This window comes from Tianweitania sediminis, assembly GCF_017813335.1.
GTDB lineage: Bacteria > Pseudomonadota > Alphaproteobacteria > Rhizobiales > Rhizobiaceae > Tianweitania > Tianweitania sediminis.
Window position 1 is genome coordinate 44917 of sequence record NZ_JAGIYY010000011.1, and the last position, 12623, is coordinate 57539.

Consider the following 12623-nt stretch of genomic DNA (forward strand, 5'->3'; position numbering starts at 1 on the left):
GTTTCCATTCAATCCGGATCAGGCGAGGCTGCGTAAAGCGAGGTGCTGCGCGCGTTTGTCAGGATCTGGTAGCGCTCGAACTGCGCCAGCACGTCAGCCAGAACGTCATCCTTGCTGAAGCCCATGACGTCATAGCCGCGGCTGCCATCCGAAAAGGACGTGCGGGCCGACCAGATCTGCCGGCGCCGCGCGTCCGGACGGGCGGCATCGGCTGCCGAGAACGCCATGGCGAGCTGGTGAACCGGCGACACCCGATAAAGGAAATTGCGGGTTCCTTCCGCAAGCACGGTGAGCGCCACCCCCTTGTCCTCATCGTGGCTGACGCTTGCGTCCGCCCCCCTTTTGGAAAGTTCGCGACACACATCGGTCAAAGCCGGCCGCACTACGCTGTCGAGGAAGCGGAGAACCTCGGCCTCAGTTGGTTCGTGCAGGATCGAGCCCAAACGCGCTTGCCACGTCGCATCGCGGCGCGGAATGGCCGGCTGCGCCTGACGATGCTCGACGACGCGTGCCACATCGGCGCGCATGCCCCGCACAAGGCCGAAGGCAAGCAAGAGCAGGATCACCGTGAACGGCAAGGCGCTGATCAGCGTCATGGTTTGCAAGGCGGTGAGGCCGCCGGCGAGAAGCAGCAGGGCAGCAACCGCGCCTTCGAGGCTGCACCAGTAAATCCGCTGCCAGATCGGTGTTTCCACCGTGCCGCCGGAGGCAATCGTATCCACCACCATGGAGCCGGAATCCGAGGACGTCACAAAGAACACCGCCACCAGGATGATGCCCAGCGTCGATGTCACGGCAGACAGCGGCAGGTATTCGAAGAACTGGAACAAAGCGACCGAGATGTCGGCGCCAACCGCCTGCGAGATCGCGCCTGCGGCCGATCCCATGTCGAGCGAGATCGCGGTGTTGCCGAACACAGTCATCCAGAAGAAGGTGAAGGCTGACGGCACGAACAGGACGCCCACAACGAACTCGCGCACGGTGCGGCCACGCGAGATCCGCGCGATGAACATGCCGACAAAGGGCGACCAGGAAATCCACCACGCCCAATAAAACAGGGTCCAGTTGCTGACCCAGTCGCGCGGCTCATAGGCGTAGAGCTTGAAGGTGCGCTCGATGAAGGTATCGAGATAGGTGCCGACATTCTGCACGAAGGCGCGGAAGATGAACTCCGTTGGCCCTGCCAGAAGAACAAACAGCATCAGCAGGACGGCGATGATGAGATTGCCTTCCGACAAGCGGCGGATACCGACATCGAGCCCTGACACAACGGACAGCGTGGCGAGCCCGGTGACCACCACGATCAGCGCCACCTGCACCCAAACCGTCTGAGGGACATCAAGCAGGTAGTTCAGGCCGGCGTTGATCTGCAGAACGCCAAGGCCGAGCGACGTCGCAATGCCGAACAAGGTGCCGCAGATCGCGAAGATATCCACCGCATGGCCGATCGGGCCGGTGATGCGATCCTTGAGCAGGGGATAAAAGCCGGAGCGGATCGTCAACGGCAGATTGTAGCGGAAGGAAAAGTAGGCGAGCGACAGGCCGACAACGGCATAGATCGCCCAGGCGTGGATGCCCCAATGGAAGAAGGTGATCGACATCGCCTGGCGCGCCGCATCGAAGCTGCCAGATTCGGCTTCCGGCGGCACAGAATAGTGCAGGATCGGCTCGGACACGGCGTAGAACATCAGCCCGATGCCCATGCCGGCGGCAAACAGCATCGCGAGCCAGGACAGGTAGGAATAATCCGGCTCCGCTTCGTCGGGGCCGAGCTTCAGCTGGCCATAACGGCTGATCGCCAGAAACAGAACGACGAACACAAAGATGCCGACCGCCAGCAGATAAAACCAGCCGAACGTCTCGATCACGAAGCCCTGCGCGGCGGAGAAGATGCGCTCGGCATCTTGCGGAAACACCACGCCAATCAGCACCATCATCACGATAATGGCGCTGGAGATAAAGAAAACGGGCTTGTTGATCGTGGACTGCATTACACTCTTTGCGTTCGAGGGGGCCGAGCCAGGGACGACTTGCTCTGCGCTGAAACATAGGCCAGCAGAGCGAGAAGCAAGTGCAGAACGCCCTCCGCCGCCATAGCCGCCAAAGGCGGGGCATCGCTTTCAGCATTGCCTACGCAACGCACAAACGCCAATGCGGGGGCGAAATCAGCGGGTCGCGGGCCTCCGACCTTACATCTTTTCGCCGGGAATGTTCTTCGCCTGGGTCACCCAGGCCGTGAACTGCGCTTCATCAAGCGGCTTGTCTTCAAACACGTGCAGGTAGCGGGTATCCCCGCTCTTGGATGCAACCGGCGGCGGAGGCTCGAGCTGCCCCCCCTTGAAGAAGGCGATCTTGATGTATCGGGTGAAGCAATGGATGCCGAGAAACCAGTGCTGCCCGTCGGTGCCGTAAAGCGGTGAGTTCCATTTCACGGCCTTGCGCACATCCGGCGCGGCTTGCGTGATCAGCGCATCAAGCCGTTCTCCAAGCGCCCGCTTCCAGCCAGGCATTGCCGCGATATAGGCCTGAACCGGCGCGTCGCCCTCACCTTTGGCGATCTGCGGGTTGCCGCCGGACAGAAGTTTGGCACCGGCGGACTGCGTTGCTTCGCTCATGGGCCGCAGATGAGCAGATCGGATGCTCCGCCGCAAGACGAACGGGCGCGGGTTGCCGCAGCCTATTCCGCCGCGTCCCTTTGTGCCTCGTCGGGGGCGTCGGGATAACCGGGCGCCGTTTCGCAGCCGAGATCCGGAAAGGCAAGGACGCGACGGTTATGAAAATCGGTGCGGGCCACCAGAAGGCCGCGCTCTTCGAAATAAGCCAGGAGGCGACGCGCCCTGCGCGGCGAATGGCTGCCATAAGCGCGCGCGAGCGTTGCATCGGACGGGCATGGCTCCTTGTCGGTTGCGGCCCGCGCAACCATCAGGAACACGCCCTGGAGGTCATCCGGAAGGGTTTCCGATAAGGCCAAGGCCGTTGCCCAGGTTTCGCCGCCGGCGCCGCCATCAACACCCGCGCGCGCCACCGCCAGGCGACGGCGGAAGCCGGACAAAGGCAGCGGTTCGCCTGCAACGCGGCGGATGCGGCAGCGCACCAGAAAATCCTGATAGAGCACGGCATCCGTGCGGTAGGCGGCATCGGGATCTTCCAGGATCTCCCGCAGAACCGCGTCGATGCCAGCATCGCGTTCGGCTTCGTCGATGATCGCAAACACCGGCTCGGCGGGTGGCTCGGGTGCGGGCTTCGGCCTTGAAAGCTGCGCCAGAAGGTCGGCGGTGGGGATCGGCTTGGGCGGCTGGCGGCGCACAATGGGCATCGCGTCGTCCGGACCCGGCGTGAAGATCAGGTCGCGCGCATCCTGCGGCGCTTCTGGCAGCGGCGTCAGCTTGGGGCTGGTGGAGCGAGCCGAGGTTTCCACCGAACCGATGGTGATCGGCAGCGGACGGCGCGACAAGGCTGGCCCAAGCGCCACGAAATGGCCGCGCGCGAGGTCCCGAAACTGCTCGGACTGGCGGCGATCCATGCCCAAGAGATCCGCCGCGCGCGCCATGTCGATGTCGAGAAAGGTGCGGCCCATCAGGAAGTTCGACGCTTCCGCCGCGACATTCTTGGCGAGCTTGGCGAGGCGCTGCGTGGCAATCACGCCCGCCAGGCCGCGCTTGCGCCCGCGGCACATCAGGTTGGTCATGGCGCCAAGCGAAAGCTTGCGCGCCTCGTCCGACACCTCGCCGGCGGCGGCAGGCGCAAAAAGCTGCGCTTCGTCCACCACAACCAGCACGGGATACCAGTGGTCGCGTTCGGCATCGAACATGCCGCCGAGAAACGCAGCGGCAGCGCGCATCTGCTGCTCGACGTCCAGGCCTTCAAGATTGAGCACCACCGACACACGATGCTGGCGCACGCGTCCGGCAATGCGGGTCAGCTCGTTTTCCGTGCGCGCGGCATCCACCACCTGATGGCCGAACTTGTCTGCCAGCGTGACGAAATCGCCTTCGGGATCGATGATGCACTGCTGCACCCAGGGCGCGCTTTGTTCAAGCAGCCGGCGCAAAAGGTGCGACTTGCCGGACCCGGAATTCCCCTGCACCAGCAGACGCGTGGCCAGCAGTTCTTCCAGATCAAGCCGGGCCACGGCGCCACGGGCCGCGACGCCCATGTCGATGTCAACCTTCATGCGGCACCTTCTCCTGGTGGCTTTCTTAGCATCGGGCGCAACCCGACGCGAAGCACAGCCTGGCTGTTTCCCACAGGCCAGGATGACGCAGCCGCAACCTCACGCGGCGAATTTGCGCTCCGCATCCAGCGCCAAACCAAGACCGACACTGCCGAAACGATCGCCCTGAACGGCGCGGGCGTTGGGAAACAAGCGCAAAACGCTTTCCCGCAGCAGGGGCACAGCCGTGGAGCCGCCTGTCAGAAACAGCGTGTCGATGCGATCCGGCGTGAGCCCCGCATCGGCAAGCGTCCTGGTGATCGTGTCGGTGATGCGGCCGACCGGAGGCGTGATCGCCTTTTCCAGTCCGGGCCGGGTGACCGTCACGCGCAGCACCTCCGCCATCAAGCGCATGTCCAGCTCCGTTTGTTCAGCATCGGTGAGCTCGATCTTGGCCGTCTCGACCTTGGCTGCCAGGGCATGACCCTGCCGGTTCTCAACGACGTCGATCAGACGTTCGACCTTGTGCGGTTCGGCGGCCTCGTAGCGGATCTGGCGCAGCGTGTTCATGGCCTTTGCGGTGTAAAGCAGGTTGATCCGCTGCCAGGTCGCCAGGTCGAAATAGGTGCCCACCGGCAGGTTGCGGCGGCCATCCTTGGTCAGCGTGTTGTAGCCGAGTTCCGGCATCACATGCGCCACCGAGATCAAGCGATCGAGATCCGTTCCACCGACATGCACGCCCGTGTTGGCGAGGATGTCGCCGCGGCGATCGGCTTGCTTGGCGCGATCCGGCGACACGCGGACGATGGAGAAATCGGAGGTGCCGCCGCCGATGTCGACGATCAGCGCCAGTTCTTCCCGCGTCACGGTGCGCTCATAGTCCAGCGCTGCCGCGATGGGTTCGAACTGGAAGGCGATGTGCTTGAAACCGCGCTTGCGCGCCGCCTGTTCGAGCTCGCCCTGAGCCTTCGCGTCGGCCGCTGGATCGTCATCGACAAAGTGCACCGGACGGCCAAGCACGACATGCTCCACGTCGCCGCCCCGCTTTTCGTCAAGCGCGCTTTTCAGGTGCTGGAGAAAAGCTCCGATGATGTCAGTGAAGGCGATGCTTTGCGCCTTGACGCGCGTTTTCTCGCCGATCAGCGAGGTGCCTAGCACACTCTTCAAGGCGCGCAGGAGCCGGCCTTCCACGTTGTCCGTGTAGTTGGCAATGGCATGGCGGCCGAACTCGGTTCGGTTCGTTTCGAAGTTGAAGAAAACGGCGGTCGGGATGGTGGGATGCTCGCCTTCAAGCGGCACCAGGCTGGGCTGACCGTTCTCAACGATCCCAACCGTGGAATTCGACGTACCGAAATCGATGCCACCGGTAATCGGTTTCATGAAGCTTCCAATCGATGGGTTTTCGCGAGGGAGTGGCCGCTTACACATTCGCTGCCGGTCTGTCGAGGCAGAAGCGTAGGCCGACGCTGCCTGCGCCCTATGTAGGCGGAACAGAATAAAACCGGCGGACAGGGCGATGACGCTTCCAAATGCGGACAACAATGGCACGCACGAGCCGCAACAGCGGGCTCCCGGTGGCCCAGAACGCGTGCCGGGTACGCTCGACCGGCTGAAGCGCAGGGGTCTCGGCCCCGAACTGATCGAGAAGTTTTACGAGACTTTGTCGCTGATCTACTTCTTCACCGCGACGCTGTTGTTGATCCTGACGGCGATCCTGCTCCTGGGCAGCGCCGTTTGGCGCATCGCAGCCAGCCTCTGGTACGGAGACGTGGTCAGCGTCAGCCTTGATGCCATCGGGCTCATGATCATCGGCTTTGCGATCGTCGAAACCGCCAAGTTCATCGGCGAAGAAGAACTTCTGCGAAATCGCGAACTGCGCTCATCCATGGAATCGCGGCGCTCGATCACGAAATTCACCACGATCATCGTGATTGCGATGAGCCTGGAAGCGCTCGTGATGACGTTCAAGGCTAGCCAGGAGTCGCTTTCCGAGGCGGTTTACCCGGCCTTCCTGTTTGTCGCGGCGATGTTTTCGCTGATTGCGCTCGGCATCTACCAGTTCCTGTCAAGCCGGATCGAACCGGCGTCGCATGAGGAACGGTTGGAAGCGGATCCCGACCTCGAAGGCTAGCCATGCTTATTCGAAGCTTCCCTTAACGGGCGCAGGGTTATACAGGCCGCGCCTGATGGTTGATCGAAACGGCATGACACGCGTCCCCCTCAAGCTCGACGAGATGATCGATGGCGACACGCTGCGCGACCGCCTCGAAGCGGTGGCAGCGCAGGCGGCCGGCCCCGCCACCATCGTCCGTGCCGACGTGGTGGCCCTGCTGCGCCAGTCGATCCGGATGGGCAAGCAGCACGCCGAGGCGCTCCTCATGCAAGATGGCGGCGGACGCGCTTGCGCGGAACGCATCTCGCACCTGATGGATGAGGTGATGCGCGCGCTCTACGATTTCGCGGCCGCGCATGTTTATCCGATGACCAATCCGTCGAGCGCCGAACGGATGGCGCTGGTAGCGGTCGGCGGCTACGGTCGCGGCACGCTGGCGCCCGGCTCGGACATCGATCTCCTGTTTCTGCTGCCCTACAAGCAGACACCCTGGGGCGAACAGATCGCCGAATATATCCTTTACGTGTTGTGGGACCTCGGGCTGAAAGTCGGCCACGCCACGCGCACGGTCGACGAGTGCATCCGCTTGTCGCGCGAGGACATGACGATCCGCACGTCGATCCTGGAAGCGCGGCTGGTTTGGGGTGAAGCGTCGCTTTACGAGGAGCTTCTGCGCCGGTTCGACACTGAAGTGGTGAAGGGAAGCGGCCCGGAATACAGCGCTGCAAAGCTTGCCGAACGCGACGAGCGGCACCGCAAGTGGCACGAAACGCGCTACCTCGTGGAGCCGAACGTCAAGGACGGCAAGGGCGGCCTGCGCGACCTTCACACGCTATTTTGGATCGCGAAATATTTCTACCGCGTCAGGACCGGCGAGGAGCTGGTGCAAAAGGGCGTGTTCACGCGGCAGGAATACCGCGCCTTCAGCAAGGCCGAGGATTTCCTGTGGGCCGTTCGCTGCCACCTCCACTTCCTTACCAACAAAGCCGAGGAACGGCTTCATTTCGACGTCCAGCGCGACATCGCTGAGCGGCTGGGCTATGTGCGCCACCCCGGGCTTTCCGCGGTGGAACGCTTCATGAAGCACTACTTCCTGATGGCGAAAACCGTGGGCGACCTGACCCGCATCTTCTGTTCGGCTCTGGAAGAAGAACAAGCGCGGCAAGTGGAAGGCTTCAACCGGCTCTTCCACAGCTTCTCGCGGCGTCGGAGGAAGCTTGCAGGCACGAGCGATTTCCTGATCGACAACAGCCGCATCACCATCGCCGATGACGGTGTGTTCCAGCGCGACCCCGTGAACCTGATCCGCTTGTTCTGGTTTGCCGATCGGCACGGGCTTGAATACCACCCGGACGCCCTGCGGCTGGTGACACGCTCTTTGAAGCTGATCGATCGAACCCTGCGGCGCAACAAGGAAGCGAACCGCCTTTTCCTCGACCTCCTGACCTCCCATCGCAATCCGGAGCTCAATCTGCTGCGGATGAACGAGTCCGGCGTGCTCGGTAAGATCATCACCGATTTCGGGAAGATCGTGGCGATGATGCAGTTCAACATGTACCACCACTACACGGTGGACGAGCATCTCCTGCATTGCGTCGGCGTGCTATCAGCGATCGAGCAGGGCCGCGAAACGGCACAGCACCCGCTCGCAACCAAGCTCATGCCGGGGCTGAAACGCCAGCGCGAGCTGCTTTATGTGGCGGTGCTGCTGCATGACATCGCCAAGGGACGGCCGGAAGACCACTCAACGGCGGGCGGCCGCATCGCGCGCAAGATCTGCCCCCATATGGGGTTTTCGGCCGCGGACTCCGAATTGATCGCGTGGCTGGTGGAAAACCACCTGACGATGTCGCTTACGGCGCAGACGCGCGACCTCAACGACCGAAAGACCATCGAGGACTTCGCCGCCGTGGTGCAATCGGTGGAACGGCTGAAGTTGCTCACCGTACTGACAATTTGCGACATCCGTGGCGTGGGACCGGGCGTGTGGAACAGCTGGAAGGGCCAACTGATCCGTACGTTGTATTACGAAACCGAGCTGCTCCTCACCGGCGGCTTTTCCGAAACCACACGGAGTGAGCGGGCGGCCGTCGCCCGTGTGGCGCTCCAGCGCGCGCTGGGCGACTGGCCGGTTGATGAGCGTGATCGGATGATTGCGCTTCATTACGACAATTACCTCATGACCGTGGATCTCGTTGACCAAATCCGTCATGCCGCCTTTATCCGCGAGGTCGACCGGGGCCGAAAGCGACTGGCCACGATGGTCAAAACGCGGGCCGCCGAGGGGGTCACCGAGATCACCGTGCTGGCGCCGGACCATCCGCGCCTCCTGTCGGTGATTGCAGGCGCCTGTGCTGCGGCAGGGGGCAACATCGTGGACGCACAGATCTTCACCACGGTGGACGGTCGTGCGCTCGACACAATCCTGATCAGCCGCGAATTCGACCACGACGAAGACGAGGAGCGCCGCGCGCGGCGGGTCGGCACGCTGATCGAGGATGTGCTGTCCGGCAAAACGTGGCTGCCCGAAATGATCGAGAAGCGCACCAAACCGAAGCGGGGGCAGAAGGTGTTTCACATCGCGCCGCGCGCGGAACTGCGCAACACCTTGTCGAACCGCTTTTCCGTGATCGAGGTCAAGGGATTGGACCGGCCGGGGCTGCTTTCCGAAGTCACCGGCGCCTTGTCGGACCTGTCGCTCGACATTGCTTCCGCACACATCACCACGTTCGGTGAAAAGGTGATCGACACCTTCTATGTCACCGACCTGACGGGACAGAAGATTGAGAACCCGACCCGCATGGCCGCCATCCAGGCACGCTTGACGAAGGTGATGGAGCACGGATCGCGCCCCGCGCAGAAGGCTGCAGCCGGACGGGAAGAAGCGCCGGTATGACCGTCCAGTTTCCTCACGAGGATCCCCGCCCTATGAGGATCCTCGCCGCATGAGTCTCGCCACCAAGCTGGCAACGGTTGCTTCCGGCACGCTGATGAGCCGCCTGCTCGGCTTTACGCGCGAGATGCTGATGGCGGCCGCGCTCGGCACCGGACCGGTGGCCGATGCGTTCTATGCCGCTTTCCAGTTTCCCAACACGTTTCGCCGCTTGTTTGCGGAAGGCGCCTTCAACGCTGCCTTTGTGCCGCTGTTTGCCAAGGAAATCGAGCAGAACGGCCTTGATGGCGCCCGCCGCTTCTCGGAGGAAGTGTTTGGCGTCCTGTTCACCGTTTTGCTGGTGGTCACCATCGCCATGGAACTGGCGATGCCGGTTCTGGTGGCCACGATCATCGCGCCGGGCTTTTCCGACGACCCCGCCAAGTTCGAGCTGACCCGTTCGCTCGCTGCGATCATGTTTCCTTATCTGGTGTGTATGTCGCTTGCGGCCATGATGGCCGGCATGCTGAACTCGCTCAGGCGCTATTTTGCGGCAGCCGTCGCCCCGGTTTTCCTCAACATCATCCTGATCGGGGTTCTGGCGGCCGGCTGGCAGCGCGGCTGGGACGCGACGGCCATCGGCTACGGCCTGTCCTGGGGCGTGCTCGCCGCGGGTCTGGTTCAACTCGCCATTGTCTGGATCGCCGCGCGCTTTGCGGGAATACGGCTGTCGTTTACCCGCCCCCGCCTCACGCCCGGCGTGAAGCGCCTTTTGCTGCTCGCGCTGCCCGCCGCCATCACCGGCGGCATCACCCAGATCAACCAGCTGATCGGCACGGCCATCGCTTCCACGCAAAACAGCGCGGTGTCGAGCCTCGCGCTCGCCGATCGCGTATACCAGCTGCCGCTCGGCGTGGTGGGGATTGCGGTGGCCATCGTGCTGCTGCCGGAACTTGCCCGCGCACTCAAAGCCGGAGATGACGCGGAAGCTTCGAGCCTGCAGAACCGCTCCGTGGAATTCAGCCTGTTTCTGACGCTGCCGGCCGCCGCCGGCCTGTTTGTTTTGGCCGAGCCCGTGGTGCGAGTGCTTTATGAGCGCGGTGCCTTTGCAGCCAATGGCAGCACGCCACTGGTGGCCGCAGTGCTCGCCATCTTTGCCCTGGGGCTGCCGGCCTTTGTGCTGATCAAGGCGTTCACGCCCGGCTATTTTGCGCGCGAAGACACGCGCACGCCGATGATTTTTGCGGCGGTGTCGGTGGGGCTGAACATCACGGTTGCGCTGGCAACGTTTCGCACGCTGGGCGCACCGGGAATCGCCCTTGCTTCCGCCATCGCCGGCTGGGTGAACGCGCTTCTGCTTGCGGGCCTCCTGATGCGCCGCGGTCACTACAAAAGCGATCGCGGGCTGATCAAGCGCGTGCCGCGGATCGTCCTGGCCACCCTTCTGATGGGGGTGGCGCTTTGGTATGGAGCTGGGTGGCTGGAGGGCGCCCTGTCATCCCGCGCAAGCTTCCCCGTGCAGGTGCAGGCGCTGGGTGGGCTGATCCTGGCCGGCATGGCGATTTATCTTGCCGCCACCTTCGCGTTGGGCGGCGTCGACTTGCCGACGCTGAAGCGCAACATGCGCCGCCGCCGCGGCTGATCTCAACCTTGCCCTCGCCTCTTGCGCGGGTGCGGCCGCTGGTCCATAAGCGCGCCGATTTTCACGGCACGTCCGTTTTCGCGGCTTTCGCGAAATGGCCCTCCACAAGCCACGAGGCACCATGTCCCCCTTCAAGCCGCTCGTTTTTTCCGGCGTTCAGCCCACCGGCAACCTGCATCTCGGCAACTACCTCGGCGCGATCCGCAAATTCGTGGCGCTGCAGGACGAGCATGACTGCATTTATTGCGTGGTGGACATGCATTCCATTACGGCGCAGCTGGTGCATGAGGACCTTGCCGCGCAAACGCGCTCCATCACCGCTGCCTATCTCGCCGCCGGCATCGATCCGAAAAAGCACATCGTGTTCAACCAGAGCCGGGTGATGCAGCATGCCGAGCTCGCCTGGATCTTCAACTGCGTGGCGCGCATCGGCTGGATGAACCGCATGACGCAGTTCAAGGACAAGGCCGGCAAGGACCGCGAGAACGCCTCGCTCGGCCTTCTCGCTTATCCGAGCCTGATGGCGGCAGACATCCTGCTTTACCGCGCCACGCATGTTCCGGTTGGCGACGACCAGAAGCAGCATATCGAGCTGACGCGCGACATCGCGATTAAGTTCAACAACGACTTCTCCCATCGCATCCGCGAACTGGGTGTGGGCGTGGAACTCGCCATGGGCGAGGAAACGGTGCACGGCTTCTTTCCGCTCACCGAACCCATGATCGAAGGTCCGGCCACGCGGGTGATGAGCCTGCGCGACGGCACAAAGAAGATGTCGAAATCCGATCCGTCGGATCTGTCGCGCATCAACCTGACGGATGATGCCGATACGATCTCCAAGAAGATCAAGAAGGCCAAGACCGACCCGGATGCGCTGCCGAGCGAGCTCGCGGGGCTGAAGGAGCGGCCGGAAGCCGACAACCTCATCGGCATCTATGCGGGGCTGTCCGGCCAAACACGCGAAGCCGTGATCGCCGAATTCGGTGGCCAGCAGTTCTCGACCTTCAAGCCCGCGCTGGCCGACCTGGCGGTGGACAAGCTCGCCCCGATCGCCTCTGAAATGCGCCGCATCCAGGCCGACACCGCTTATGTCGACGCCGTTCTCAAGGACGGTGGTGAGCGGGCACGCGCGATTGCCGAAGGCACCATGAAGACGGTTCGCGAGATCCTCGGGTTCCTGCAGGACTGATCACGAGATCACGCCGCTTGCCAGCCACCGGCTGGCAGGAGCTTCAATGTCTACTAAATCAATAGACTTGTTCCGGAACGGGCTCGGTGGCATGGTCACCCGGTTTGAGCCAAGGAAGGGACGTCATGGTTTCCAAACGACTGAGCCGCGAAACGGGCCACCGGCGCAAGTTCCTCGCTATCGTCGACGACACGCCGGAATGCGAACAGGCGGTGGCTTATGCGTCACGGCGCGCCAAGACCACCGGCGGGGTTCTGGTGCTGCTTTATGTGATCGACAACGCTGATTTCCAGCACTTCCTGGGCGTGGAGCAGGTGATGCGCGACGAAGCCACCGCCAACGCCAAGCTCGCGCTGGACGGTTATGCGACGCGCATCCGCACCTCGCTCAGCATCGAGCCGGAACTGATCGTGCGCGAGGGAGCGGCCAAGGACGAGATCCTCGCACATATCGAGGAAGATCAGGACATCGCCATCCTGGTTCTTGCCGCCAGTTCGGCCAAGGAAGGTCCTGGGCCCTTGGTGATGGCGACCGTAGGCAAAGGCGGCAGCTTCCCCATTCCTGTCACCATCGTTCCACAAACCCTCAGCGAAGAGGACATGGAACACCTCGCTTGATAAGCGGAGTGGGAAGGTCTATTTAGAACTATTCCAA

At 62.9% G+C, this 12623-nt stretch carries 9 protein-coding genes; 5 read left to right on the forward strand and 4 right to left on the reverse strand.

Going from position 1 to position 12623, the window contains the following annotated elements:
• Positions 1-8: 8 nt before the first annotated feature.
• From J5Y06_RS20810 to J5Y06_RS20825, 4 genes are all read right to left on the reverse strand, one after another.
• Positions 9-1991, reverse strand: coding sequence for a BCCT family transporter (locus tag J5Y06_RS20810; protein WP_209337129.1), 1983 nt, complete (start codon positions 1989-1991; stop codon positions 9-11).
• Positions 1992-2189: 198 nt separating this feature from the next.
• Positions 2190-2615: a DUF1801 domain-containing protein gene (locus J5Y06_RS20815; protein WP_209337130.1), complete on the reverse strand. Its 426-nt coding sequence runs from the start codon at positions 2613-2615 to the stop codon at positions 2190-2192.
• A gap of 62 nt (positions 2616-2677) precedes the next feature.
• A complete protein-coding gene (locus J5Y06_RS20820; protein ID WP_209337131.1) occupies positions 2678-4174 on the reverse strand; it encodes a helicase HerA domain-containing protein in 1497 nt (498 codons plus the stop codon).
• Between the two features lie 99 nt (positions 4175-4273).
• Positions 4274-5533: an Hsp70 family protein gene (locus J5Y06_RS20825; RefSeq protein ID WP_209337132.1), complete on the reverse strand. Its 1260-nt coding sequence runs from the start codon at positions 5531-5533 to the stop codon at positions 4274-4276.
• A gap of 136 nt (positions 5534-5669) precedes the next feature.
• Between J5Y06_RS20825 and J5Y06_RS20830 the strand changes: the two genes are divergently transcribed.
• The 5 genes from J5Y06_RS20830 to J5Y06_RS20850 all read left to right on the forward strand — a co-directional run bounded on the left by J5Y06_RS20830 (position 5670) and on the right by J5Y06_RS20850 (position 12586).
• The gene (locus tag J5Y06_RS20830) at positions 5670-6284 is read left to right on the forward strand and encodes a hypothetical protein (RefSeq protein WP_209337133.1); all 615 of its coding nucleotides are present in this window, start codon (positions 5670-5672) and stop codon (positions 6282-6284) included.
• 73 nt (positions 6285-6357) lie between these two features.
• Positions 6358-9162 carry a [protein-PII] uridylyltransferase gene (locus J5Y06_RS20835; RefSeq protein WP_209337134.1) on the forward strand — a complete coding sequence of 935 codons (2805 nt, stop codon included), beginning with the start codon at positions 6358-6360 and terminating at the stop codon, positions 9160-9162.
• A 49-nt stretch (positions 9163-9211) separates the two neighbouring features.
• Entirely contained in the window at positions 9212-10780 is a 1569-nt protein-coding gene (gene murJ / locus J5Y06_RS20840; RefSeq protein ID WP_209337135.1) for a murein biosynthesis integral membrane protein MurJ, read from the forward strand.
• Between the two features lie 121 nt (positions 10781-10901).
• Positions 10902-11969 (forward strand): tryptophan--tRNA ligase, encoded by a 1068-nt coding sequence (gene trpS, locus J5Y06_RS20845; protein ID WP_209337136.1) that lies wholly within the window; start codon positions 10902-10904, stop codon positions 11967-11969.
• Between the two features lie 125 nt (positions 11970-12094).
• Positions 12095-12586 (forward strand): universal stress protein, encoded by a 492-nt coding sequence (locus J5Y06_RS20850; protein ID WP_209337137.1) that lies wholly within the window; start codon positions 12095-12097, stop codon positions 12584-12586.
• Positions 12587-12623: the final 37 nt, after the last annotated feature.

Bases quoted from the DNA above. Each gene is read 5' to 3' on its own strand.
- J5Y06_RS20810 (WP_209337129.1), bottom strand. From the start codon at position 1,991: ATGCAGTCCACGATCAACAAGCCCGTTTTCTTTATCTCCAGCGCCATT.
- J5Y06_RS20815 (WP_209337130.1), bottom strand. From the start codon at position 2,615: ATGAGCGAAGCAACGCAGTCCGCCGGTGCCAAACTTCTGTCCGGCGGC.
- J5Y06_RS20820 (WP_209337131.1), bottom strand. From the start codon at position 4,174: ATGAAGGTTGACATCGACATGGGCGTCGCGGCCCGTGGCGCCGTGGCC.
- J5Y06_RS20825 (WP_209337132.1), bottom strand. From the start codon at position 5,533: ATGAAACCGATTACCGGTGGCATCGATTTCGGTACGTCGAATTCCACG.
- J5Y06_RS20830 (WP_209337133.1), top strand. From the start codon at position 5,670: ATGACGCTTCCAAATGCGGACAACAATGGCACGCACGAGCCGCAACAG.
- J5Y06_RS20835 (WP_209337134.1), top strand. From the start codon at position 6,358: ATGACACGCGTCCCCCTCAAGCTCGACGAGATGATCGATGGCGACACG.
- murJ (WP_209337135.1), top strand. From the start codon at position 9,212: ATGAGTCTCGCCACCAAGCTGGCAACGGTTGCTTCCGGCACGCTGATG.
- trpS (WP_209337136.1), top strand. From the start codon at position 10,902: ATGTCCCCCTTCAAGCCGCTCGTTTTTTCCGGCGTTCAGCCCACCGGC.
- J5Y06_RS20850 (WP_209337137.1), top strand. From the start codon at position 12,095: ATGGTTTCCAAACGACTGAGCCGCGAAACGGGCCACCGGCGCAAGTTC.